At 53.7% G+C, this 24,668-nt stretch carries 26 protein-coding genes, 1 tRNA gene and 1 pseudogene; 16 read left to right on the forward strand and 12 right to left on the reverse strand.

The genetic code is table 11. The features are described from left to right. Positions 1 to 202: 202 nt before the first annotated feature. The 7 genes from ACR3EM_RS00145 (at position 203) to ACR3EM_RS00175 (ending at position 8,165) form a co-directional block, all read left to right on the forward strand. A complete protein-coding gene (locus ACR3EM_RS00145; RefSeq protein WP_480468808.1) occupies positions 203 to 967 on the forward strand; it encodes a hypothetical protein in 765 nt (254 codons plus the stop codon). A gap of 92 nt (positions 968 to 1,059) precedes the next feature. Then, positions 1,060 to 2,259 (forward strand): N-acetyltransferase DgcN family protein, encoded by a 1,200-nt coding sequence (locus tag ACR3EM_RS00150; RefSeq protein ID WP_480468809.1) that lies wholly within the window; start codon positions 1,060 to 1,062, stop codon positions 2,257 to 2,259. A 94-nt stretch (positions 2,260 to 2,353) separates the two neighbouring features. After that, positions 2,354 to 3,376 carry an alanine racemase gene (locus tag ACR3EM_RS00155; RefSeq protein ID WP_480468810.1) on the forward strand — a complete coding sequence of 341 codons (1,023 nt, stop codon included), beginning with the start codon at positions 2,354 to 2,356 and terminating at the stop codon, positions 3,374 to 3,376. Between the two features lie 374 nt (positions 3,377 to 3,750). After that, a complete protein-coding gene (locus ACR3EM_RS00160) occupies positions 3,751 to 4,323 on the forward strand; it encodes a hypothetical protein (protein WP_170720314.1) in 573 nt (190 codons plus the stop codon). Positions 4,324 to 4,880: 557 nt separating this feature from the next. Continuing rightward, positions 4,881 to 5,513, forward strand: a complete 633-nt coding sequence (locus ACR3EM_RS00165) for a tyrosine-type recombinase/integrase (RefSeq protein WP_480468811.1) — start codon at positions 4,881 to 4,883, stop codon at positions 5,511 to 5,513. Between the two features lie 1,639 nt (positions 5,514 to 7,152). Then, the gene (locus ACR3EM_RS00170; RefSeq protein ID WP_480468812.1) at positions 7,153 to 7,842 is read left to right on the forward strand and encodes a hypothetical protein; all 690 of its coding nucleotides are present in this window, start codon (positions 7,153 to 7,155) and stop codon (positions 7,840 to 7,842) included. Between the two features lie 74 nt (positions 7,843 to 7,916). Next, positions 7,917 to 8,165, forward strand: a complete 249-nt coding sequence (locus ACR3EM_RS00175; protein WP_170353732.1) for a ParB N-terminal domain-containing protein — start codon at positions 7,917 to 7,919, stop codon at positions 8,163 to 8,165. On the opposite strand, the gene ACR3EM_RS00180 is transcribed toward ACR3EM_RS00175, so the two are convergent. From ACR3EM_RS00180 to ACR3EM_RS00195, 4 genes are all read right to left on the reverse strand, one after another. Next, positions 8,157 to 8,660: a fatty acid desaturase gene (locus tag ACR3EM_RS00180; protein ID WP_480468813.1), complete on the reverse strand. Its 504-nt coding sequence runs from the start codon at positions 8,658 to 8,660 to the stop codon at positions 8,157 to 8,159. The two genes, ACR3EM_RS00175 and ACR3EM_RS00180, sit on opposite strands and share 9 nt — an antisense overlap. Next, a complete protein-coding gene (locus ACR3EM_RS00185) occupies positions 8,588 to 9,223 on the reverse strand; it encodes a fatty acid desaturase (protein WP_480468814.1) in 636 nt (211 codons plus the stop codon). Before ACR3EM_RS00185 ends, ACR3EM_RS00180 begins: the two co-directional genes overlap by 73 nt. A gap of 18 nt (positions 9,224 to 9,241) precedes the next feature. After that, a complete protein-coding gene (locus ACR3EM_RS00190; protein ID WP_170430361.1) occupies positions 9,242 to 9,448 on the reverse strand; it encodes a cold-shock protein in 207 nt (68 codons plus the stop codon). A gap of 503 nt (positions 9,449 to 9,951) precedes the next feature. Next, positions 9,952 to 10,341, reverse strand: coding sequence for a MerR family transcriptional regulator (locus ACR3EM_RS00195; protein WP_170499190.1), 390 nt, complete (start codon positions 10,339 to 10,341; stop codon positions 9,952 to 9,954). Positions 10,342 to 10,439: 98 nt separating this feature from the next. Between ACR3EM_RS00195 and ACR3EM_RS00200 the strand changes: the two genes are divergently transcribed. The 3 genes from ACR3EM_RS00200 (at position 10,440) to ACR3EM_RS00210 (ending at position 11,819) form a co-directional block, all read left to right on the forward strand. Continuing rightward, positions 10,440 to 10,763 (forward strand): hypothetical protein, encoded by a 324-nt coding sequence (locus ACR3EM_RS00200; protein WP_170499188.1) that lies wholly within the window; start codon positions 10,440 to 10,442, stop codon positions 10,761 to 10,763. 4 nt (positions 10,764 to 10,767) lie between these two features. Next, positions 10,768 to 10,986 carry a GDCCVxC domain-containing (seleno)protein gene (locus ACR3EM_RS00205; protein WP_237217120.1) on the forward strand — a complete coding sequence of 73 codons (219 nt, stop codon included), beginning with the start codon at positions 10,768 to 10,770 and terminating at the stop codon, positions 10,984 to 10,986. A gap of 569 nt (positions 10,987 to 11,555) precedes the next feature. Further along, positions 11,556 to 11,819 carry a hypothetical protein gene (locus tag ACR3EM_RS00210; protein ID WP_480468815.1) on the forward strand — a complete coding sequence of 88 codons (264 nt, stop codon included), beginning with the start codon at positions 11,556 to 11,558 and terminating at the stop codon, positions 11,817 to 11,819. A 146-nt stretch (positions 11,820 to 11,965) separates the two neighbouring features. Here ACR3EM_RS00210 and ACR3EM_RS00215 read toward each other — a convergent pair whose 3' ends face one another. From ACR3EM_RS00215 to ACR3EM_RS00225, 3 genes are all read right to left on the reverse strand, one after another. Then, positions 11,966 to 12,223: a hypothetical protein gene (locus ACR3EM_RS00215; protein ID WP_480468816.1), complete on the reverse strand. Its 258-nt coding sequence runs from the start codon at positions 12,221 to 12,223 to the stop codon at positions 11,966 to 11,968. Between the two features lie 411 nt (positions 12,224 to 12,634). Further along, positions 12,635 to 13,078 carry a hypothetical protein gene (locus tag ACR3EM_RS00220; protein ID WP_480468817.1) on the reverse strand — a complete coding sequence of 148 codons (444 nt, stop codon included), beginning with the start codon at positions 13,076 to 13,078 and terminating at the stop codon, positions 12,635 to 12,637. A gap of 37 nt (positions 13,079 to 13,115) precedes the next feature. Further along, on the reverse strand, positions 13,116 to 13,484 hold the full coding sequence (locus tag ACR3EM_RS00225; RefSeq protein ID WP_480468818.1) for an antibiotic biosynthesis monooxygenase family protein: 369 nt from the start codon (positions 13,482 to 13,484) through the stop codon (positions 13,116 to 13,118). A 139-nt stretch (positions 13,485 to 13,623) separates the two neighbouring features. Here ACR3EM_RS00225 and ACR3EM_RS00230 point away from each other — a divergent pair, with 139 nt between their 5' ends. After that, positions 13,624 to 14,076 (forward strand): MarR family winged helix-turn-helix transcriptional regulator, encoded by a 453-nt coding sequence (locus tag ACR3EM_RS00230; RefSeq protein WP_480468819.1) that lies wholly within the window; start codon positions 13,624 to 13,626, stop codon positions 14,074 to 14,076. 630 nt (positions 14,077 to 14,706) lie between these two features. Here ACR3EM_RS00230 and ACR3EM_RS00235 read toward each other — a convergent pair. Further along, entirely contained in the window at positions 14,707 to 15,480 is a 774-nt protein-coding gene (locus tag ACR3EM_RS00235) for a DUF4145 domain-containing protein (RefSeq protein ID WP_480468820.1), read from the reverse strand. Between the two features lie 163 nt (positions 15,481 to 15,643). Beyond that, positions 15,644 to 15,718 (reverse strand) — tRNA-Gln (locus ACR3EM_RS00240). A gap of 352 nt (positions 15,719 to 16,070) precedes the next feature. Here ACR3EM_RS00240 and ACR3EM_RS00245 point away from each other — a divergent pair. Beyond that, positions 16,071 to 16,580 carry a ferritin gene (locus ACR3EM_RS00245; protein ID WP_480468821.1) on the forward strand — a complete coding sequence of 170 codons (510 nt, stop codon included), beginning with the start codon at positions 16,071 to 16,073 and terminating at the stop codon, positions 16,578 to 16,580. Here the strand turns inward: ACR3EM_RS00245 and ACR3EM_RS00250 are convergent, their stop codons facing one another. After that, the gene (locus ACR3EM_RS00250) at positions 16,581 to 17,069 is read right to left on the reverse strand and encodes an SH3 domain-containing protein (protein ID WP_480471871.1); all 489 of its coding nucleotides are present in this window, start codon (positions 17,067 to 17,069) and stop codon (positions 16,581 to 16,583) included. It abuts the gene before it with no gap. A gap of 172 nt (positions 17,070 to 17,241) precedes the next feature. Between ACR3EM_RS00250 and ACR3EM_RS00255 the strand changes: the two are divergent. The 4 genes and pseudogenes from ACR3EM_RS00255 (at position 17,242) to ACR3EM_RS00270 (ending at position 23,710) form a co-directional block, all read left to right on the forward strand. Next, positions 17,242 to 18,226: pseudogene (locus ACR3EM_RS00255) on the forward strand (2-hydroxyacid dehydrogenase). Positions 18,227 to 18,250: 24 nt separating this feature from the next. Continuing rightward, on the forward strand, positions 18,251 to 19,648 hold the full coding sequence (locus ACR3EM_RS00260) for an FAD-binding oxidoreductase (RefSeq protein WP_480468822.1): 1,398 nt from the start codon (positions 18,251 to 18,253) through the stop codon (positions 19,646 to 19,648). A gap of 86 nt (positions 19,649 to 19,734) precedes the next feature. Next, positions 19,735 to 21,063 carry a cupredoxin domain-containing protein gene (locus ACR3EM_RS00265; RefSeq protein ID WP_480468823.1) on the forward strand — a complete coding sequence of 443 codons (1,329 nt, stop codon included), beginning with the start codon at positions 19,735 to 19,737 and terminating at the stop codon, positions 21,061 to 21,063. A gap of 139 nt (positions 21,064 to 21,202) precedes the next feature. Next, positions 21,203 to 23,710, forward strand: a complete 2,508-nt coding sequence (locus tag ACR3EM_RS00270; protein WP_480468824.1) for a GcvT family protein — start codon at positions 21,203 to 21,205, stop codon at positions 23,708 to 23,710. A gap of 36 nt (positions 23,711 to 23,746) precedes the next feature. On the opposite strand, the gene ACR3EM_RS00275 is transcribed toward ACR3EM_RS00270, so the two are convergent. Both ACR3EM_RS00275 and ACR3EM_RS00280 read right to left on the reverse strand, forming a co-directional pair. Further along, complete coding sequence (locus ACR3EM_RS00275; protein WP_480468825.1) at positions 23,747 to 24,010, reverse strand: hypothetical protein; 264 nt, start codon at positions 24,008 to 24,010, stop codon at positions 23,747 to 23,749. Between the two features lie 248 nt (positions 24,011 to 24,258). Beyond that, on the reverse strand, positions 24,259 to 24,597 hold the full coding sequence (locus ACR3EM_RS00280) for a carboxymuconolactone decarboxylase family protein (RefSeq protein WP_480468826.1): 339 nt from the start codon (positions 24,595 to 24,597) through the stop codon (positions 24,259 to 24,261). Positions 24,598 to 24,668: the final 71 nt, after the last annotated feature.

The raw sequence follows: 24,668 nt of genomic DNA on the forward strand, positions 1-24,668 counted from the left end.
ACTTCTTTCAAGCGAAAGGATGCCGTTATGGCAGCCGGCTGGGCAACGGTACCGGGATCCCAAACCCCCAACAAAGATCTAGCACAGGCCTGCATTGAGGGGCTGAACCTGGATGGATCGTAACTCAATCACTCAACATTCGGACAACGTCGTTTGCACCAGGACAAATCGAAAAAACCAGCACTGGTTTTACTCTCACTTCATGACGGCGCTGTTTGTTGGCGTTTTCAGCTGCTTGACGGGCTCCCTTATCTCATCAAGTCCCGCATCGGCAGAAACAAATTCGATCCCGGATAACGCGCATCCCAATAAGTATGGCGACGGTTGGGAATGCGATTTGTCCTATCGGTTGGAAGGCGAAGAATGCGTGGCCATTGTCGTGCCGGGGAATGCATACCCCACAAACAGAACCTACGGCTCAGGGTGGGCATGTATGCACGGCTTTGTTGAAGTTGGCGGCACCTCATGCACTGAAGTGATTGTGCCTGAAGGTGGATATCTCGATCCATCAGGTGAGAGGTGGCGGTGCCTGCGTGGATACACAAGAGTAGACGATAGCTGCCAGAAAATCGTGGTGCCGGATAATGCTTACCTGACGAATAGCACTTATGGATCTGCATGGCGTTGCAACCGTGGCTACGAAAAAGACGGAGAAGCATGCGTGGCAGTAGCGGTGCCGGAAAACGGTTTTCTGAACGCATCAACCAGCGGGCGTCCCTGGACGTGCGAGCGTGGGTATTTTGAGCGCGACGGACGGTGCGATGCCGTGTTTGTGCCTGAAAATGCTTTCTACGATGACGCGATCCATGGAGTTGGATGGAAATGCGAACGTGGCTACGAGGCGTCCGGTGATCGCTGCAATGCAATCGAGCTACCGGCAAATGCCCATATCGACCGATCCGGCAATGGGTGGCAATGCCACAAAAACTATCATCGATCAGAAGGGCTGTGTGTTCTGAACCAGTGAGAATTCAGACAGAAAGCCCACTTTCCCAAACTTCACAATTTTTGCCCGTCCTTACCAAGGACGCGCGTTTCACACTCTAAAAAGGAACAAATATGAAACCCGTACCCATTGCGTCGGATGCCAAGCAGTTCATTGCCAGCGATGCGCAAAAGCTGGCGCCTGAACAAGCAGTTTTTCCAGAGCTTCACCGCAAGACACTCGTGACAGATACACCGACTGCAATTGTGTATTGCGAAGGAAACTTCGCAAAGATCGATGGCAAGACGGCTAATGGTCTGGTTCGACATTCACAGGCCTATCGCGTTCTTTCGGTGATCGACAGCACGTATGGCGGTTGTGACAGTGGCAAAGTGCTTGATAATTTCGCAAATCAGGTTCCCATCTTCGATGATCTTGATGCCGCCGTCGCTAATGAAGCTACGATCCCCGACACTTTTATTTACGGAATGGCGCCGGCCAGCGGCAGAATGTCCCTTGAGGATCGCGAAGTTGTTGTGGATGCGATAACGCTCGGAATGAACATCGTGAGTGGACTGCATGAATTTCTTAGTGATGATAAAGAGCTCGCCGGATTTGCCAAAATTCACGATGTCACGATACGCGACATTCGCAAGCCGCGGCCCAATCCCGACCTGCGCCTGTTAGATGGCAGTATTGGAGACGTCCAGGCGATCCGCATCGCGGTGTTCGGCACCGATTGTGCAATTGGAAAGCGTACAACCGCGACAATCCTGACATGTGCCCTTAACGCGCATGGGATCAAAACAGTTTTGGTCGGTACCGGCCAGACAGGATTGATGCAGGGCGCCAAGTATGGTGTCGCGATGGATTCGGTGCCGCCGCAATTTTGCTGTGGCGAGCTTGAGCGCGCTGTTGTTGCAGCATCTGAAGATGAACACCCGGATGTCATAGTGATCGAGGGCCAGGGCGCGCTAAGCCATCCGGCCTTTTGCACATCAGCATTCATTCTGCGAGGCAGTCAGCCACATGCAGTTATTCTTCAACACGCGCCTAAACGAAAACGTCGATGTGATTTCCCCAACATGACTATGCCCGACCCTTGCGATGAAATCACCCTGATCGAGGCTTTTGCGAACACAGAGGTAATTGGCATGACGATCAACCATGAAGGAATGAATGATGTTGAGATTTCAAAGGCCATCACAGATTATAACTGCAAATTGTACCTCCCGGTCACTGACGCTCTGAACCGTCCTTCATCAAACTTGGTGAACATGGTTCTTTCTGCCTTTCCGCGTTTGCAGCACGTACCTGTAACGACGATTGAATGAGCAAGCTGCGTATCGACATTGATCTGAGCAAAATTTTTACAACACACGGTTCCTTGTCGATCGCCTTAGACCCCGTGGAATTACGGTTACAGGCGTGACAAAAGCCGTGTGCGGTCACCCTGAGATTGCGAATGCTATGCTTGAAGGCGGCGCGACAGGGCTGGCGGACGCGCGGATCAGCAATATCATGCGTATGCGCGATGCTGGAATCTCGTGCTCCATATCCTTGATCCGAACACCCATGCTGAGCCAGGTCGCGCAAGTTGTTGATTACTGCGATGTAAGCTTCAACACAGAGATGGACATTATCGCAAGCCTGGCCATGAGTGCGCTGGGAAAGAACATTACTCACAACATTATCCTGATGGTGGAAATGGGGGATATGCGGGAAGGAATCCCGCCTGAACACCTTGAAAGCACTGTGTTTCAAATTCTTAGAATGGAAGGGATTTCTCTGAAGGGGATTGGCGCAAATTTTGCCTGTCTGGGTCATGTGGCACCCTCTGCAGAAGCAATGGCATTGCTTTCGTCGCTTGCCATCGACACCGAGCGCGCGTTTGGACCCGCTCTTGAAACAGTGTCAGGCGGCGGCTCCGCCAGTTTGCCATGGGCGCTTGGCAAGGGTGCGACCGGAAAGATCAACAACCTGCGTCTGGGTGAGGCTATCCTGTTGGGTACCGATCCCGTATCGGGGCACGCGATCGGCGGGCTTTACACAGATGCTTTTACGCTTTGGGCGGAAGTGATCGAAACGAAAGCCAAATCAAATCCAAATCCCTTGCAAATGAATTATCCTATACCTTCAATGCAGTGTGTGACTTTAGACAGTCCTTCGAATACTCGGTCGATCCTTGCGATTGGACTCCAGGACACCGATGCGGCGGGTCTAATATTCCCTGCTGGCGTCACGTTCGTCGGAGCCACCAGTGATCATATCGTTGTTGAAAACACCAGTTGTCTGCTTCGCCCTGGTGGCGAGGTGAAGCTGAAATTGAACTATAGCGCGCTCTCGCGCGGCATGGCTGCACCCGATGTAGCAAAAGTCTTCCATGGTGATGGCGCATTGGTTGACTGCACCGCAGCGAACACTGATCGCCCATATTCGAAGCGAAAGTAGCGCGCCAGGTTGCCGCCGCCTCGGTTCTGCTTCAGCCACCCGTCTTATTCTACGGCTTTACGTAGTAAATTGGGCCACCAATACCTATATTGGTGGTATCCGCATTCACTTTTCACACCCCATCTGGGCTCGTGGGTGGTGCGGACAATCAAAGGATCAAAATGATGTCTTTCAAGGACTTGACGACCAGAGCGGCTGCCGCACTGAAGGAAAACGATGCGGACGCGCCGAAAAAAGAAGTTACGTCTGAAGCGCCTGACACCGTCCCCGAAAAACCAAAGCCGAAACCTCAAAGTTCATAATACCCTGCCGGGAGAGGGTGGCTTGTTTTTGTCTGCATCTCCGAGCGCTATCAGCAAAGGAGAACTACCCAAATGAACCAGATAACCAGCAAGACAATCGCAGTCTTTTCCAGGCCGTTTACTTTCCCTGGCTTTGACGAATTACTCCCGGCGGGCGAATACGACATAGAAACTGAGCTTTCCGCACCACCAGATTATTTGGATCCAGAAGCCTGGAAAGCATCAGTGCTAATCTCTCTGCATCCACGGAAATCTCACCCCGGTCTGGCGCGAACCTTGACCGTTTCTCTTGCTGATTTGGACAGAGCACGCGCAATAGATAAATTGTCTGCGAAAGAGTTGTCACAATTCTTGCTCGACCAACTTTTGGCCGATCCGATGGTGCAACTGATCATGGAAGCGGATGGTGTGTCTGAGACTCAACTTCGGCACCTCTACTCGGAGTCGCTCATTTCTGAGGCAGACGACGGATCATCAGATCAACGAGCCATACCACGAGGATGCGCAAGCGGTTCTCGGTATGCTTTCGCTGTCCAAGCTGCTGAGAACGAAGGAATGCCAGTTCGTCCTATTAAAACCCCTCGGATTACAGGCCGTCCCATCGGACAGTCTGAACCAGGCAGCTCCTTCAATCTCAAGGCTTAGGGCTCGGAACTTTCTTTTCCAGTCGCTGTATTAACCAAAACAGAAATCGAGGCTAAGAACTGATGGAAGACTCCGACAACGAAGCAGATACGATCATGGCTCGCGCCCACAATGACGTGCCGCAAGAACGCCCGTGTCTTCGTTGCAGAACGCCATTCTGGAGCGAAGGGTTCGGAGAGCGGATTTGTCGACGCTGCAAGGGGTTGAGCGCGTGGCGAAATGGCGTATCAGTAAGCCCTGGGTTAGCTCGGCGTCGCTGATAACCTGACGCCGGTCTTACCAGCTTTTCTGATCATATCTCATTTTATCTTATTGGTGCTGACCCGGGCCTTTTAACGTGGAACCCGATCGGTAATCGGTGCTGAAGACGAAGCGTACGCGCGGTTTGGACTCGAACCGTTCTTATGCGTAGTGATATGGGCTCAAGCCGCCTAATGCACACACTTAAACCATGCCAGTATTCATAATCGGACAGCAGGCATTCACGCCGCTTGTACTATTCGGTGGTCAGCGCGGTGCTGTTGCTTGGGTGCGGAGGGTGGATCGGAGTGCAAAATATGCCAAGAGTCCAACTACCTGCAGTCACCCCAAAACCCAGAGCTTGGAACAAAGGGCGGATCATCGGTCAGAAACGACCGCTACTCCCAAAACAGGTCTGGGCGATCCGTGCCCGGCTCGAACTTTCTGGAAATATGCGTGATCTCACAATGTTCAACGTCGCGATTGATAGCAAGCTACGCGGCTGCGATCTGGTCAAACTCGCTGTGACCGATCTTGTCAAAGACGATCGCGTCCGTGAGCGTGTTTCGGTGATCCAGAGCAAAACCAAGCGATCTGTTCAATTCGAACTGACGGAAAACACGCGAGAAACTGTATTGGTATGGGTAAAATCACCGGAAATGTTTGCTAGCCGGTTCATGTTTCCAAGCCGATTCCATAATCGACCACACATCTCGACGCGCCAGTATGGCAGGCTGGTTCGAGACTGGGTGACCGCAATCGGATTGGAACCGAGCGGATATGGCACGCATTCGCTTCGCCGAACCAAAGTAGCTGAGATCTACCGCAAGACAGGAAATCTCCGCGCGGTCCAACTTCTGCTTGGGCACACAAAGGTCGATAGCACCGTGCGATACCTGGGCGTTGAATTGGAAGACGCGCTAAGCATTGCAGAGCGCATAGACATCTGAGACAGTTTGGCGAGCGGCGCTGTCGGTCGCCAATCCATAGTGGTTCTAGTTCTTTTACGCAGGAGTGGGACGTAGCGTGCCCTGAGCGGAAGTGTCAAAATCTTGTTGCGTACGCTCGCAGCACAGTTTTCTCGGCTCAGGCGCAATTTACAGGGTGCGGGACCGAGCGGCCATTTGATCACGCCGCGAGTACTTGTGCAGAAGCGGCGCGAAAATCGCTGCGTTGCAGCCAATGTTATCAGGCCAGTCATTCATAGTCACGGGGAAGCCTTGATCACATACTCCTCTTTCGCCGCACTCAGGCCAGACAATTTCTTTCGGTAGTTCACCAAGGATCTTGGTCACCGGCAGTTTCAAAAACTACCTGCCCTGGCGGTACTTGCATTGCGACAAGGGAAACTTCCTTGACTCTATTCTGGCTAAGGACCACAAAAGTGCATTGGTGAAAGTTACTCGTCGCCGCGATGCTGCCGGCTTCGATGATCCAATGGCCTTCAGAATAACTGTAGCATGTGCCCCAGCATAGGAACGGGTTTCACTGGGGTCTTCGTGATGAGCTAGTTCCTCGCAAGCATTCGCAACTGTCACCTGACAAGCCCCAGTCATCGGGTGACCAATTAAAGAAGGCGCCGTATGAACAGCACATGGCTCATAAATTGCGTGCTTGATGCCCGATAGATCAGGTCTCAGGCTCCGCTTCATTCAGTCATTCATCGTGTTTTTGCGCCGCGTTCTTTGCCTGATCCCGACACTCTTGGTGTTGCTCTCAGGAACGCAGCTTCCTGCCCAAGTCGCAGGCAATGCCGACGGATCGGTTTGTGACGAAGGTTTCGAAAACAAGAACGGATCGTGTCAAAGAGCAAACGCACCTCAAAATGCGCATTTGACCGGTAGTTCCTATGGTCCAGTTTGGGAATGCAACCATGGATTCCAGCGTGTTGGAGATCTTTGTGAGGAAATAGCAGTTCCTAAAAACGCATATCTTGCATCGACTGGAGATCGATGGGAGTGCAATCGGCTCTTCCGACGAGTCGGAGAAAAATGCGAAGAATTGATTGCGCCTCAAAATGGGTACGTCGAAACCCGGTTTGGCGCACAGGAAGTACACTGTGACTGGGGATTTCGTAAGGAAGACCAGGATTGTGTTGCGATTAGTGTCCCGAGCAACGGCCGCCTGACTGACAAAAACAGCGCGGATGGTTGGGTGTGCATCAGAGGTTACAGGGCAGCGGATAGCGGCTGTGAGCCTGTGGCAGTTCCACAGCATGCATACCTCGCGCCTGAAACTTATTCCGGATGGAAATGCGAACGTGGTTTTCGCGCAAACCGGGACAAGTGCGTTGCGATTCTTGTCCCTTCAAACGCTCATTTGAATCGAAGAGGTGATGGTTGGGAATGTAACCGGCCGTTCACGAGACAGAACGACCAGTGCACCGAAAATGTGCCGCGACAATAAGTTGGTGGAAACCAAAGCCGCCTGACAAATCCGGAAGGACTAAGCCGTGAACCATAACTCGATTGACGAAAACCTGGGTAAAATTCTCAAAGCCGAAAAGGTGCGTCGCCGGTCTTATGGGATTAAGATATCTATTGCGTTAGCAGTGTGCGTTGCAGCGATAATTGTGGTGGTGTTTCTCTGATGCGTAAAAATGCCCCTCAAGTAACCCTTCCCGGTTCAAAGATGTCAGCTCATGGTCTGGAACAAAGAGCGTTTCAGGACCGCAGTGTTCGTAAGTTGCGGAACGCTGACGTATCAGGAGTGATTGAGGAAGAATTTGGAAAGTACATGATTAAGGCTGGCGTTCTGAGCGGCAATTGTGTTGCAAGGGCATTTCCTAAGCCACCGGCTAAAACGCAGGCAATGATTGCCGATGCAGTTGGCGAAACACCAGCATTGGCCATTGAAGCCTTAAAAGAAATTCTCGAAGAACGAGACAGGAAGCGTAGCGGTCAACGCCGTTTGGAGGGAAACTCTGGCACCCTCGTTCCCAGTGAAAGAGAATATACCGAGGCGTTGCGACAGATCAGGCTCACCCCTGCGCAGGTCACAATGCTCAAAGCACTTACTATCGCAGGCAAGGACGGTCTGACCATTGGTCACTTGTCTCAGGCGGCCGGTTACAAATCGCGCGAGGCGTCCATCAAGGTTTTCAAGAAAATCGGACTATTGATCGCAGAATACCTGGAACTAGATCTACCCGACGCCGGATCGGTACAGAATGATGGCGCCGCTCAGGTCCTGGCATTTTCTCACATCGAAAGTGAAGATGAGCCAGCAACCTGGATCATGCATCAGGAACTGCGCGACGCTGTTCGTTCGGTTCTATGACGTACGTTCCAGCCCCAGCTCTTGTAGCGAACTTCGAACCGCAACAAATGCACGAAAGGTTGCTCACGTAGCTTATGTTGGAGAAAAGACCATATCCGCTCGACCTGATCTATGTACCTGTGAAACGGGCGAAAACGCTTGATCAACAAAAAGTTCTGACGCTGGCCGAAGATATCCTGAAGAATGGCCAGAAGACCCCGATCCAGATACGCGCTGACAACAAAAGGTTCGTGCTGATTGAAGGTCTTCACCGACTAGAGGCTATCCGCGCCCTCGGCGGTGATACTATTGAAGCCTATTTGGTCCGCGCCAGACTACACTAAGCTCTTTTTGGGATTGGCGTTTGACAAAGCCTCTGAAAATGTCATCAGGCGCTGACTTTTTTCATCCCAAAGATGCAATCGCGCACAATGAAGGCTCTGATATAGAGTAATACGCTGGCAGTTTTCCAACTCAGAATGGTCACGCAAAACTTCGTTTAGCCGATAGAACGGTATGCGGCTGGCAAGGTGGTGAACATGGTGCACACCGATATTGGCAGAGAACCACCGCAGGATGCCTGGCAGGGCGTAGTGAGAACTTCCATAGAATGCGGCGTTCTGAAGATTCCACACTTCTTCCCGTTCCCAGGTCGTGTGTTCAAACTGGTGTTGAATATAGAATAGCCAAATACCAATCGATGCGGCGACGATCATGGTTGGCAGGAAAACATACGCTAAAACCTCAATGCCTCCGGCCCAAAAAATCAGAGCCAGGACCACCGCAATCGCGGCGTTTGTTCCCATTGCACTTGCCCAATACAGCCAGCCTGACCGCATGAAACCAAAGGGCAAGCGATTTTGAAAAAAGAACGTGTAGACCGGTACGATACAGAACAGGAAAAAGGGTTCCGGATTAACCTGTAAGCGGCACGCCCGAACCAATTCCGTTTCAGGTATTCCTCAATGGTCAATGTAGGAATGTCACCCATACCACGCCGATCAAGGTTACCGGTTGAGGCATGGTGAATCGCATGGCTTTGCCGCCAGACGTCATAGGGTGTCAGGGCGAGAACACCCAGAACCCGGCCGGTCCAATTGCAAACGGTGCGGCTTCTAAAGAAAGATCCGTGACCACAATCATGCATGATGATGAAGATACGCACCAGAAATGCGGCGTCCAGGATGGCCAATAGAACAGTGACCCAGATACTAAGGGATAGCGCAAACCACGCTGCGCCCCATAGCGCGAAAAAGGGGATGACAGTGATTGTCAGTTCAAAAACGCTACGCTTCGTATCGGGCACACGGTATTGCGCGAGCGCCCGGGTCAATTCCTGCTGTTGCAACTGACTTGTTCTCCAAGGGCTTTTAGCAGCCCATTGTGCAAACGGGCACCCCATAAGGGTGCCCGTAAAAGGTCAGGCCAGTGCCAGATTGGCGGCGCTGTCGCGCCCGTCACGGCCAGCTTCGACGTCAAAAGTGACCTTCTGGCCGTCCTTCAATTCGCTGATGCCGGAACGCTCAAGTGCTGAGATATGCACGAACACATCGCGCTTGCCATCTTCAGGTTCGATAAAGCCAAAACCTTTGGTCGAGTTGAACCATTTTACTGTGCCATTTGCCATGGTGGAAGTCTCCTAATACTTGCCGCCCGCATTATTGCGGCGACTCGGCGTGGTCGGTCTGAATCGAAAGACTGAACGCCGAGTTTGGGAGACAGCAGGTCGAAAAAGAAAAACGTAAGCCCTGTGTATATGGACTTCGAGTACACACGATACAAGCCTTGATACAACGGAAAGCAACAGAAGATCTAAGTCTGCCCAGCCCAATTTGGGACAAAGATAAGCAGAACCATTGCTCTGTGGTTCGGAAATCAGAGGTCGGCTTCCGATAAAACCTGCCGAATGCGTATGCAGCAAATTGATTGCTCAGGCACGGCAGGTAGGGCTCACTGTCCGAAATCGCCGCGTGCTTCAAGAACACCGCGGCCAGGCACAAATGTTCATTGATTGATTGAAACATTACTAAATCAACGAGTTGACCTCTCTAACGAACGGTAGATTCTGCGCGGCCCGAATCTTGGGTCATGCTGCGTTGGCATAGGGCGACTGCGAGCCTCAAAGTGCCATTAGTAGGTCCGTATCTGCGTAAGCATCGGGCAAGAAACGTTACCGATGTTACAGTTGGCCGTAAGTTCATTCAGGGCGGCCTCCAATCGCTTAAGTTCGATTATCTTCATACGCACATTGGAGATATGAAGCTCGGCCAGTTCCTTAACGGATTGGCAATCCTCGCTATCACCTTCGGACAGGTTGAGAAGCACCTTTGCATCGGCAAGCGCAAAACCCAAGTCTCGGCACTTCCTTAGAAAACAAAGCCGTCCCACATCGTGCGCAGAGTACATGCGTCGATTATTCGATGCCCTTTCTGGTTTCGGCACGATCCCTTCGCGTTCGTAGTAGCGGATAGTTTCAATTCCGACACCGCTTTGCCGGGATGCCTCCCCAATCGCAAACATGTGAGATTTCCTGTCTTGATCCTGTAGTGGCTACAGAAGTTATACGAGAGGTTGTTGTCTCTACAACTCCGCGCGACGTAGTCCATCAGGGAAACAGAATGCAGAAGTACCTTAGCCTCAGCTATTTGGGATCGCTATCAGCGCTTGGCGTCGCGACTTGCTGCGTTTTGCCCATGATGATGATGTTACTGGGGCTGGGCGGCAGTTGGTTGGCAATCTTTGGGAAGGTTGCGGCAGCGAGTTACTATGTGCTGACGATTTCAACGGCGCTCGTCGCGATATCGTGGCTGGTATCTTATCGGCGCGGTTCCTTACCGACGTTAAAATGGCGGCTTGCAGGAACAACTCTAATCACCGGCGTGGCTTGGGTCGTTGTGTTTAACGAGGCACGGATTAACGATTACCTGATCATGCAGATGTGAGACTATGACAAAACAAACTGTAGTCCTAGAAAGCACCCTGATTTGCCCGAAGTGCGGCCACAGCGAAACCGAGCAAATGCCAACGGATGCTTGCCAGTGGTTCTATGAATGCAAGTCGTGCAAAACAGTTTTGAAGCCGTTGGAAGGCGACTGTTGTGTTTACTGTTCATATGCCACGGTCCCGTGTCCACCAATTCAGCTAGGCGATAGCTGTTGCGGATGAAGTGAAGGACGGCTTTGTTGAGCAAACTGTGAACTGCCGCCGCGAGCATCGCTGCTATTTGCATGAATGACAGTTCTTTCCGCTGCTTGGCCGCACAAGATATTCGGCAGTTGCAATGTTGTTACTGCTACAAGCGCATGCAGCAATAAAATCCAGGGTACAGGTTGGGCTCTTTCTGGGCTTTCTCTGCACCTGAGACGAATGGCTGATATCACTCTGCTCCAACGCAATGGAAAACCTTTGAGTCGCAAAAGGCAAAACTAGTGCATCGAGGAAAATCCAGTTGATTCAAAATCAATGACTTGGCCGCGTGCCAATGGCAAAACTATGAGTCGCCCGACACCGTGTTGAACGTCACACGAACCTGACCCAACCGTCATAGTTGGACCAGAAGCAAGGTGAACGTTCGACATCGGAAGGCGCCCCCGATGTTGGACATCAGTTGAATTGTGACCTTTGAGTCATAAACTGGGTTCGAGGTTTTGAAGAATGGACCGGAAACCCTGAAATCCGAGTTGGAACGTGCAAGGCGTCGGTCTTCCACCAAGCGGTCATATTTCACAACAGATATGGGCGAATTCTATACCTGGCTGAAAGAAACTGAAGAGGACCCGGCAACAGCGGAGCTCAGGGCTTGCGTGCAGGATTTTGTACGGGAGAACTATCCGCTGCAGACCGGCGCGAAAGTTCTGGGTACGGAAATTTCAGCACCCAAACTCATCACGCTTGAACGCGTGCGGGAGCTACATGGGGTTCATACAGGATCAAATGGCGTGGGCATCCGTAGTGAAAAAGAACGAAGATCGCCACGACCTCATGACCGAGGGCAATAACTTGCTGCGGTTCATAGTGAGAAAAGACGCTGGACTCGGTTCGTGATCTAACGATGGCCGCAACGGGCCAAACTGCTTCGGTCGTCTCAACGGCCACCTGAGCCAAAGTGCGCGGCGGAGTTATGGAATGCTTCCGCCGCACATACTCACCAATAATAGTGGTGGGGCTTGCGCCCATCGGGCCAGACTAGGTCGTCAGGATCAGCGCCTTTCAGGATGCCGGACGCAAGAGCCTTGGATTTGCGTCTCGTTGGACGCGTGTGACAGGTGATGTCGTGATAGCGTGGCCAATTGCCAAGCCACCGGACCTCATCCGGGTCTTTTCCGAGACGACGGCTCAGACCTAGGCGTGAGTACCCGTTCCCAAGCACGGTACGGGGACGTTTGCGTTTGTAGTGGGCCATGTCATTGGCCTTTCATGCAGTTTCTGAACTACATGGCACCCTCCATCGGTTGGCTCGTTGGTTCGGGCTGGGCTCGGATAGACGGCCGAAAACGCAGCCCGTCTGAATATCGGACTGGGCGAACAAGATCAATGGGGCGGGAAAAAGCCGCTCAATGTGGTGTTAGGTGATTGGGCCGGTAGGCTGTGGACGGACGGACCACTCAACCAGAGATTGCTTCACATAACACCCGTCACGGGTGATTGCGGTTTGTTGCGCTTGGCACTTTCAAGCTTTGGTTGTTCTAAGCGACCAGTAGGCCGACACTGTGTTAGGTGTATCTTGAGATCCGCTTGGCCCAACAATGCACCAATTCGCTGCGTTTGCTCGAATGTCGACAATTTCGCCAGTGCTTGGACTAGAATCGAGCTCTCAGCGAGGCCTCCGAATTTTGCCGGTCATTCGCAAGCCATCGCGAATGTTCAATCCCATCATCGCGAGGTTGGCTGCGCCAGCGATCAACTCAATCACCTGAACTGTGTAAAAGGTGCTGTCGAACTCGCCAGCAGCGGCTTTGCCAGCCAGAAACCAAGCAGCCGGTACGAGGATCAGCAAGCCGTTCAGCGCAATGACAGGCATGCGGCTTTTCTTGGCCTTCGTAAGTGCATCCTTGCGTTTCCGGCCCATTGCCATGCCTGACCCGCCAGCGATGGCCATTGCCGGGATGAGGATGAACATGCCTTTCAAGATCAATGCCTTGACGGTTGCGACTGTTTCATGGCTCGCAAAGAGCTCGCTGGAGGCTGTTGATGTCCAGAAGAGGAGGATCATCACAAAGCCGATGCCGCCCGTGATGGCGTGAATCTTTGTTTTCATAGCGGTCCACTCAAATTGGCTTTTGGAAAAGATTTCGTCAGGCCGTGCAGCAATTTTGCACCGCAACCTTCTCGAACAGATGGGGGGCGGTCACAGCGCTTGAGGGATAGTGGCTGAGCTGCCGCTGAAACTCGGGGTTTGAAAACGCGGCGCGGAAGTCCGCAACAGAGTCCCAGACCGCGTAGTTCAGGTACATGCTGCCGTCACCAATAGCCTTATGCAGTTGAGTGCTGATGTAACCCGGCTGCTTTTTCATCCATTGGGCATCGCTCTTCCAAGCTTCAACCAAGGCGGTTTGGTCACCGGGATCGACTGTGAAGAGATTGACAAGAACGACGGGTCCAGCGTCGATGCCCAATTGCCGCTCAATAGGAAACTCGGGGTCGAGGGGTTTGAAGCTGACCATTTCGGTACTCCTTGAAAGTAGTTTCATTTTGGTGTCATGTTGTCATATTTAGGAAGCTTCAAGCATAATGACAACACGTTGTCAAATAAAATGAGGAATCGACATGCCGGATGCGCGAAGGACCGAAGAAGGAGAAGCCGTGACAGCATTGATACTGGATGTGTTTCGGCTGAACGGTCGATTGCAGCTTGCCGGTGATCGCCTCGTATCAGAACTCGGTCTAACAAGTGCCCGATGGCAGATTCTTGGTGCCATCGCCTATTCTGATCGACCGGAATCCGTTGCCTGGCATGCACGGACGATGGGCGTTCACCGGCAGGGCGTACAACGGATCATCAATGAATTGAGCAAAGAAGGCATGGTGGAGTTTCAGCCGAACCCACACCACAAGCGGGCGCACTTGGTTGTCATGACTCGAAAGGGGCAGGAGTTATACGAAGCCGCGATTGCGAAGCAAATCCCATGGGTGAATGAACTCTCGAAAGGTCTGTCGCCAGATGATATTGCGACAACGCAAGAAGTTGTGGGCCGTCTCAAAACACGCCTTGAAGAAACCTCAACGCGACAAGATCAGAGTTCGACCCAAAGCTGACATTCGTACAGAGTGCAGCATCGGACGTTCTGGGCTCTATGTTTGAATCCGCCGCGCTTGGAACAAACGGCAGCTCAGCCAAATTTTGCTAGAAAAAGGATTTAGCACTCAGGCGCGCTCGACCCCTAAAACGACTAGGCATAGATGGGTTTTTTGTTTTGCCTATGTCTCTGCAATAGCTTTCTGGCTTTTTTTCCAACAGCAAAGGTTCTGGCATCATTCATGGCGGAATTTCCAGATGAAGGAAACGCATTCGGGAAAATCATCTCCAACTCCCGGCACTGCTCTTCGCCCAGAATTTTCTCGGCCTGTTCCCGCCCTGGTGCTGTTTCCAGGACCTCCAGACCTCATGTACCGTGGCAGTTCTTTAAAACTAGGCAACCAGCCAACTGGGCTGAGAGCCAATTGCAAAACCGCCAGTTTTGGTAAAAGTTGCGCTCTTACTCGACAAAAGTTGCGTTTCAAGCCGGACAAGTTCCGATTCATACCGGACGACACAGAGGAAAATCATGGCTGGGGTGGTAGGATTCTGATTTTCTCAAAAAACATTTAATTTCAATAAGTTGCAGCTGGTTTGGCGAGAAAATGTTGCGGGATTTGTTGCGGGAATTTCTGCAACGCAGAAACCTGTCATTTCTTATCGCGTCTTTGAATCGCGTCCAATTGGGACTGGGGCAAAGTTGCATAGACTTCGTCGACATGCTTCGGTTCTGAGATCATCTTCTCTGCGACAAGGTTTAACAACCGGAACAGGGTTTCGGCGGTCGCTCGGTCGTCTCGAAGGTCAATTTGGCCCGGGTGGACGGCATTGTTTCCTATGACGCGCACAGCATCCAGCGCCTTTTGAACACGAGTGTCCAAACCATTCTGAACAAGGGACTTAATGTCTTCATTTATGTTCTTGCCCGACTGCCCAAGCTCCACACATAGCTTTTGTATTGCCAGACGGATTAGCGCCGCAGCACCTCGAGGTGACACATCAAGAATCGCACTTGCCTCGTCGTAGTCACGCCTAATTTCGGCTGGTAGATCAGAATTCGCTACTGGGGCACTCCCAACAACAGGATAAACTAAACGATTGTAAATCCAAACCGAAAGCTGATCGCAGTTATAGCAGCGGCTCAACCAGAGGTTCCCAATGTGAGAATTTACGTACTTTTCATCCTTTTCAAAAAAAGGAGCACCGGTTGCGCAACGCTCGACCAATCTTCGCATATCCTCGCGTACTTCGTCCTTAAACTGATCAAAGTCGAAGTTGTCGACTCGTTCGCGCGTCCAGATTTGAGGTGTCGCGTCTTTGTCCATTGGATGCGCGTAGGCTGACCGCCAAAACTGTTTGGCCAGCGCGCCACAATGTGGGCAGTTGAATGCGGTTTCTTCAGTCGACGGTGGAACGTATTTCATCTTGCCTCAAACAAAAAGGGACTCCCCAATTATTTCAAAGCCTTAGTGAAAGCGCCAGATGCAGGCAACTTCAAAAATGTTGCGGGATTTCTCCTCATCCCGCAACATTTACGGAACGAGATTATAAAACCTTGTTCAAAATCAATATGTTACGGGAAAATCATGGCTGGGGTGGTAGGATTCGAACCTACGATACACGGTACCAAAAACCGCTGCCTTACCACTTGGCTACACCCCAACGGTGAGCGGCTATCTACGACTGTTGGTTGCGGGGTTCAAGAGCTTTTTAGGACAAAAGTGTCATCAATCTGGAAATAATTTTGAATGACACTTGCGGTGGATGTGATCCGATAATTCAACACCATATCGGCGTCTTCATTGCTTACCTGTTATGCCCGCGCGCGAAGAGTTTGAGGGGAAGATCAATGCCCGAGATAAGACGGCCGATGCAGTTGCAGGTGAAACTCAGCTACAGAAGGAAAATTGTAAGGTATTGTTTATTATTATAAAATAAGAAGCCTCGCCATTGAGGATATCAATCCCTGATACTATCTTCCAACCACACGCCACTGAGTTGGAAGGAGCACGCGATGAATCTGAACCCAAAAGTCGCCGAGGCGCTGAACAAGCAGATCAATAATGAGTTGAACGCTTCCTACAGCTATCTTGCAATGTCGGCTTATTTCGAGGCTCAGGATTTGCCAGGATTTGCCAGTTGGTTCCGGGGCCATTCGGCCGAAGAGGAAACACACGCGATGCGGATCTTCGATTTTGTCGCCAAGCGAGGCGCGCGAATTGAGTTGGAAGGGATTGCGAAACCGCACTCGGATTATGCGTCGCCGGTCGACGTGCTGGAGCAGGCCTTATCGCAGGAACAGACTGTGACGGGACAGATCAACGCTTTGTTCGAATTGGCTCAGGCTGAAAAGGAATATAGCACGCAAAACATGCTGAACTGGTTTTTGGCCGAACAGATCGAGGAAGAGGACTTGTTTACCTCCATTCTCGATAAGGTGAAGGCGGCAGGTACGGATCGCTGGAATCTGCTGCTTCTGGATCAGGAGCTGGCTCAGCGTGGCGGGGGTGAGGCTGCGGAATAGCTATTCGCGGATTTCGGCAGCATCAACGCCCCAAAGGTTGCTTTTGAGCGTCCACCCACGAAACCCCCCGGCAGAGATACGGCACCAGTCGGGGGTGCAGGTTCCCAGCCGCGCCACTACGCCTGTTTCGAAATGGGCGTTGACCTTTGAATTAGGGTCCGCTGTCGCGTAGACAGGCAGCAAGTCCGATTCAACCAGGACTGTTCGCACCCCTGACAGCAGGGCATAATGAACCCAGCCTCCAGCACCGTCGCGGTCCTGTACCTTCCGCCAGTTTCCATATTCTGCGGTGATCTGCAGCGGCATGCCGCGGCGTTTGAACACCCAGTCGATTCGGTGGGTCAGGGATGGGCCACGGCGGACATTGCCCTCGGCAGCTTTCATCGAGACATAGCGTGGCAACGGCAGATTCGTGACCGGGCCGCGTTTGTCCTGCGCGGACACAGCGCCGGTGGCAAACGCAAAAACAAATGCGGCAATCACCGTCATCACACGGCGTTTCACTGAAAACCTCGCACTCACTGCCTGCCTGCTCTTATTGCCTGTTGACCGTGTTTCGAAAAAAGCTCGGGTCTATGCCCAAGGGGTTCTTGTGCCCCGTGTCATCCTGCGCCACGATGCCATGGCGCGCGGCGATTTGCAAAGCGGTAGGAGGGCTGAGGTGCCAAGAGAACGTCTGAGTGTTGTCGTTACGCGACGATTGCCCGAAGCAGTGGAAACCCGGTTGAGTGAACTGTTCGATGTGCGGTTGCGCGACGATGACTCGCCGATGACACGCGATCAGCTGGTTGCAGCGGTGAAAGAGGCCGATGTGCTCGTGCCGACCATCACCGACACAATCGACGGAGGCATTCTGGGGCAAGCGGGCGAAAATTTGCGCCTGATTGCGAATTATGGAGCCGGTGTCGACAATATCGATGTGGCAACCGCCCGGCAGCGCGGCATTCTGGTCTCAAATACGCCCGGAGTGCTGACCGATGATACAGCGGACATGACGATGACGCTGATCCTTTCTGTAACGCGCCGCATCCCGGAGGGGCTGAGCGTGATGCAAAAAGGAGATTGGGAGGGCTGGGCACCGACAGCTTTGCTTGGCGGCCGGGTCGGTGGACGCCGCCTGGGTATTCTCGGCATGGGTCGGATCGGGCAGGCCGTTGCCCGGCGAGCCAGCGCATTCGGGATGCAGGTGCATTACCATAACCGCCGCCGCCTGCGCCCTGAGATCGAGCAGGAGCTTGAAGCAACCTATTGGGACAGTCTGGATCAGATGGTTGCCCGGATGGACGTCATCTCGATCAACTGCCCATCGACCTTCGACTTTCCACCTGATGAACGCGCGGCGGCTGAAGCTGATGAAACCTTCGGCGGTGATTGTGAACACGTCGCGTGGCGAGGTGATCGACGAAAACGCACTGACCCGCATGATCCGTGCGGGTGAAATCGCTGGGGCCGGATTGGACGTGTATGAGCACGGCACCGATGTGAACCCGCGACTGCGGCAACTGCCCAACGTGGTGTTGCTGCCGCATATGGGCTCGGCAACTCTGGAAGGGCGGATCGAGATGGGTGAGAAGGTGATCATCAACATCAAGACCTTCGAGGATGGTCACCGTCCGCCAGATCAGGTCGTGCCCGCAATGCTGTAAGCCTCAGGCGCAAAGGGGAACATGATGGTGCAGGCATCCACTTTGCCACGCAACGAGGCCGGGATCGAGACGGCGTTGGGGATATTGAAGCAACGCTTCGGGGATCGATTGCAAACCGGAGCGGCGATCCGCGAACAGCACGGCCACACAACCACATGGATCGAGAACCAGAGCCCCGATGCAGTAGTATTTCCGCAATCCACCGAAGAAGTGGCCGAGATTGTCCGAACCTGTGCCGCGCATAAGGTGCCGGTGATCCCGTTTGGCACGGGCACCTCTCTTGAAGGGCATGTGAACGCGCCTGCAGGTGGAGTGTCGGTTGATCTGAGCCAGATGAACAGAATTCTGTCGGTCAATGCGGGCGATCTGGATTGCACCGTACAACCCGGCGTGACCCGTGCCGACCTGAACACATATCTGCGTGATCAGGGACTGTTCTTTCCTATCGATCCGGGCGCCAATGCTTCGCTGGGCGGGATGGCGGCCACCCGAGCCTCGGGTACAAACGCGGTGCGTTATGGGACGATGAAGGATAACGTGCTGAGTCTTGAGGCGGTAATGCCCGACGGGCAGGTCATTCGCACAGGCCACAGGGCACGTAAGTCTTCGGCGGGATATGACCTGACGCGCCTGTTGATTGGGGCTGAAGGGACACTGGGGATCATCACCGAGATCACTCTGCGCCTGCAGGGCATTCCCGAGGCGATCAGCTCGGCCCGTTGTTCTTTCCCGACCGTGGATGCGGCTTGTCAGGCGGTGATGATGACCATCCAGTACGGCATACCTGTGGCTCGTATTGAACTACTGGACCAGATGTCTGTACGTGCCGCCAATGCCTATTCCGGGCTAGACCTGCCTGAAACCCCACTGCTGTTGCTTGAGTTCCACGGATCAGACAGTGGTGCCGCGGAACAGGCCGACAGCTTCGGTCAGATCGCCGAGGATTTCGGTGGCACGGATTTCGCCTCGACCTCGACGACAGAAGAACGCAACAAGCTTTGGCAGGCGCGGCACGATATGTACTGGGCCTGTCTGCAATTGCGCCCGGGGGCGAGCGGTATTTCAACTGATGTCTGCGTTCCGATTTCGCGACTGGCCGAATGTGTGACGGCGGCTCAGGGCAAGGCGGAGGAACTTGGCTTGCAGGCTCCGATCGTTGGTCATGTCGGTGACGGCAACTTTCACACTTTGGTGCTGCTTGAAATGGACAGCCCGAAAGAAGTGTCTGCTGCCGATACTTTCGTCGGTTGGCTGAACGATCTGGCGATCTCGATGGACGGCACCTGCACCGGAGAGCACGGGATCGGGCAGGGCAAACGCCCCTATCTGGTCAAGGAACTTGGCGCAGCGACGGGCTACATGTCCGCGATCAAATCAGCACTGGATCCCGATAACATCATGAATCCCGGCAAGATTCTCTGACCCCACTTACGAGGGTTGGTCATAACAACGCCTCAATTTTATGTGAGTGGTTCGGGCAAAAGCAGTATTTGATTCCGAGGTTATTCATGGGTGTATTGCGGTTCATCGGATTCCTGTTGATCGCCGTCATAGTTGTTGCAGGTCTGGACTATTTCCAACAGGACAAGAAAACCGAAGGCAGATTGTCGTTTGGCGGGTATGTGGACACCATCAATCAACGGTTCAACTTGTATCAGGCCGAACTCGCTGCTGAAGAAATTGAGCGTGAGCGGCAGAAACGTTGGAAAGAAGGTCCCAGAGGCCATCTCCCCGCATCGGCTGACGGTTGGGTCCGTCGCGCTATCGCCGATGCTGACTATGCTCGTGATGCTCGCGAGGGGGTTCTGCAGGATAACATAAGCGAGGCCGCCCGACCGCTCGCCAAGAAACTCGCGGTTCAAGAGGTCGAACAACTGGCCATCAAGCTTGATCGGACCAGTGCAGTTTACGAAAACGGCGTTCATACCGTTTGGCTTCAGATGCGGTTCAGAGCAAACGCAAAGTCCAACACCTTGGCTGGTAACATCGCCATGTCCATGGAAGGGTTGGGCACGGGTGCGCGGGATTACACGCCGTTCGGCATCATAGGCGGCGTGGCATATTTTCAGTTTGCGCAAAACAGATACAGTGTGATCACCGTAGATGATCGGTCATTCTGGTCGATGGTCACCGCCGGGATCACGGATTTGGAAGCTGACCCCGGGTTTGATATCTATAAGGCGACCATTGGTCTGGGGGAAGAAATCCGTCTGCAAATCTATTCAGATGCGCCCGCGCCGAAGCTGCGCGGGTTTCTGGAGCAGTTGGATTATGACGAATTGAACGCTTTGCTCAGTCAACCGGTGCCCGGTGTCGGCAACGGGTCGAAATCCGATCCGGAACGCGAGGGCGATGTGGCGGCCGAGATGGCTGCATTGCGCAAGGAATTCGTCAAACTGCGCAATGAACTGGCGCGGTTGCGGCTTGAAAACATTGATGAGCTTTCGTTGATGGCCAACACACTGGCCAGCCAATATGGCTTGCCTAACGATGCTTTCGACCTCACGGCAAATAGAATCGAATCGTCAGAAGACCTGGTTCAGGTTGGATACCGCAAGGGGCTGGCGGATATCCTGGATGGCGAAATTCAGAAGGCTGAGACAGGCGGCGGGAATGTCTTTGGAAAGCTGTTTGCCAAATTCAGTGGAGATTCCGCTTCGGAGGAGGCTGAACCCGAGGCCACCGGTGGCGGGTTTCTGAGCGGTTTGATGTCGGCTTTTGGCAAATCCGATTCTGACAAGGAAACTGTGGTCCGTGTAAACAAAGGCGGATCAGGTACAAGCAGCGATTGCCTGACCAAGGGCGCATTCAAGCACTGCACTCTCGGCGGCGGATAGCGACCCTTCATAAGACACAAAAACGACCCGGCTCATCGCGTGGGTCGTTTTTCTTATATCACTGGTCGGATGAATGTCGCGCCGGGGCGCGCAAATGCGCCATATGGTGTCAACTGAATTCAAGGGGAGACACCCGGCTATGAAAACCCAAGTCAAAGCACTGGTCGTTGGCGGCGGCGCCGTCGGGACCTCGATCGCCTATCACCTGGCCAAAGCGGGCTGGGACGATGTGATGTTGATCGAACGGGACGAACTGACGTCCGGATCAACATGGCACGCGGCCGGTCTGCTGCCGCTGTTCAACATGTCCTATGCGACAACCCACATCCACAAATACTCGGTCGACTTTTACAAGACGCTTGAGGAAGAAACCGGCCTGAACGCCGGCTTTGCTGTCGTGGGCAACTTGCGCATGGCACAGACGCAAGAGCGTATGGATGAATACATGCTCTATGCGTCCACCGCCGAGACATGTGACGTTGCTTATGAATGGCTGACGCCCGATCAGATCAAGGAACGCTGGCCGCTGATCGAAACCAGCGATCTGAAGGGCGCGATCTATCACACCGAGGACGGCTACATTAACCCCGCCGACGTCACTCAGGCGATGGCCAAAGGTGCGCGTCAGCGCGGTGTCGACATTGTTCGCAAGATGCAGGCCGATGCGTTCCACTGGAACGGCACCCATTGGGAAGTTACCTGCACCAAGATGGTCGAGAAGGGTGGCAATCTCGTTCCTTCAGATGAGCAGGTTGTGATCACTGCCGAGCATGTCGTGACTGCATCAGGTAACCACGCACAGCGGACCGCCAAGATGCTGGGTATCAAGATGCCTGCGATCCCGGTTGAACACACCTTCATCGTCATGGACAAAGACCCCGAGCTGGTCAAATGGCGCGAAGCGGGCAACCCCGAACACCCCGTTGTGCGCGACGCCGACAACGAATCCTACGCGCGTGAGGAACGCGGTGGCTGGATTCTGGGTATCTACGAACATGGCGCTCCTGCGCAGTTCGAACATGGCGTGCCGGACAGCTTCCGCGCCGACCTGTTCCCGCTGGATCTGGACCGGATCGCGGATCAGTACATGGCGATGGCCGAACGCGTTCCCTCCTGCGCTGAATCCGGCCTGAAGGACGATTTCAACGGCCCAATCTGCTACACTCCTGACGGCAACCCGTTGGTTGGTCCGGCGCCGGGCCTGCGCAACATGTGGCTGGCCGAGGGTTTCTCGTTCGGCATCACCGCTGCTGGCGGCACCGGCTACTATCTGGCGCAGATGATGGTCGACGGCGAAGCCGAGATCGACATGGCCTCGCTAGACCCCAAACGCTACAGCAGCAACTGGATGACCACCGAATTCGCGGCGCGCAAGAACGAAGAGTGCTATGAGCACGTCTACATCCTGCACCACCCCGACGAAGAGCGTGAGGCCTGCCGTCCGCTGCGCACCGTTCCGGCCTATGACAGGCAGAAGGCGCGCGGAGCTCAGTTCGGCTGGGTGAACGGCTGGGAACGTCCGAACTATTTCGGCCCGCTGGACGCGTCGGACAATTTTGACAAGGAAAGCCGCTCGTTCCGTCGTGGTGGCTGGTGGCAGTATGCCGTCGAAGAAGCCAAGGCGATCCGAGAAGGCGTTGGCCTGATCGACGCGTCGGCCTTCACCAAGCATGTCGTCAAAGGCCCCGGTGCGACCCAGTTCCTGGATTGGTTTACGTGCAACAAGCTGCCCAAGGTCGGTCGTATCAACCTGACCTACGCGCTGACCTCGCACGGCACCACCCGCACCGAATACACCATCGTCCGCTATGGCGAGAACAACTACTACATCGTCTCCGCCGGTGCCTGGACCGAATATGACGCCGACTATCTGCGCAAGGCGGCCGAAGAGAAGATGGAGGAGTTCGGTTACATCGAAATCCAGGACGTGACCACGCAGTGGGGCGTCTTCGCCATCGCCGGACCCAAGTCGCGCGACGTTTTGAAAGAGGTCATCAAAGACGCTGACCCGGATACCGCGCTGTCCAACAAGCGCTTCCCGTGGTTGTCGGCCCGTCAGATCGAACTGGGCATGTGCCCGGTCAATGCGATCCGTGTGGCCTATACCGGTGAGCTGGGTTGGGAACTGCACCACCCGATCGAGATGCAGAACTACCTGTTCGACCTGCTGGAAAAAGCCGGTGAGAAGCACGGTATGAAGCTGGTCGGTGCACGCGCCCAAAACTGGCTGCGCCAGGAGAAATCCTATCGCGCCTTCGGCACCGAGCTGGGCCGCGACGCGACTCCGCTGGAAGCCGATTTGCCGCGGTTTGTTGATCTGTCGAAGGACTTCCACGGCAAGGCCAAGCTGGAAGAGACCGGCGTGCGTGTGAAATGCTGCACTCTGCTGATTGATGGCCCGGACGATGCCGATCCGTGGGGTCGCGAGGTGCTCTATACGCCGGAGGGAGAGCGCGTCGGCCGTCTGACTTCGGGCGGTTACTCGGTCGCCTTCGAGAAATCCATCGGTATGGGTTATGTGAAGCCCGAACTGGCGGTCGAAGGCACCAAGCTGCAGGTCAAAATGCAGGACAAACTTTGGGATGCAGTTGTTACCTGCGACAGCCCCTACGATCCGAAGAATGAGGTCATCCGCAAGGATGGATAAATCAAAAGGCCCCGGTTCTGACCGGGGCCTTTTTTGTCAGGATTGCTGGAAATCGACCAAGCTGACCTGCCCATCTTTGTTGCGATCCAGCGCTTTCAGCCAGATGTCAGTTCCGGTGATGAACTCGTCATGGCTGATCTGCCCGTCCTGGTTCGAGTCGTTGAATTCACGTTTCAGCGTATCGACTGCCTGCATCGCTTTGCTGCGCTCCGCTCCGGTTTCAGTCGCGGCAGCGCGGGTTGTGTCGAAAAGGTCATATTCTGCAGTGTCGAGAACACCATTCTCGTCAGCATCGAACATGTAGAAAATGCCTTCGCGCTGCTCGGTCGCCTCTGGCAGGCTGATAACCCCGTCACTGTTCAGGTCCCAACTTTCGAAGAAATGTTCCAGCCCCTCATCCGCATGGCTGGCGGCGAATGCGGCACTTGCTGAAAAGTCGCGATGAGAGCGGCAAAGATTGGTTTCATTTCATTTTCTCCATCGTTGTCTGGCGTTGTCTGTGTGAAACGTGCAGCAGACCTCGATCCGTTAGGGACAAGGTGACGCAGTTAGCTGCCGGCCAGCTCTTCGAAACAGTCCAAGGCCTTGGCGGCATACATCATCGACGGTCCGCCCCCCATCTGGATGGCCATGGCCAAAACATCCGACACTTCTTCGCGTGAGGCACCAGCCTTGATCAAAGCTTCGGTGTGCAGGGAAATGCAGGGTTCACAGCGTACGGCTATGGACATGCCCAAGGCGATGAATTCCTTGGTTTTATAATCCAGCGTACCGCCTTCCTTGACCGATTTCCCCAATGCGCCAAAAGCGCGCGCGGTATCAGGGATGGTGCTGTTCAAGTTACGCAAGCCCTTGCGGGTTTCATCCAGCGCGTTTTGCCAGGTCATAGCAAAGCTCCTCTTCATACATATCAAAAATAGCATATGAAGCGGAGCAGCAAACTCGACTTTGATCTTGA

The sequence above is a fragment of the Ruegeria sp. AH3 genome (genome assembly GCF_056536265.1).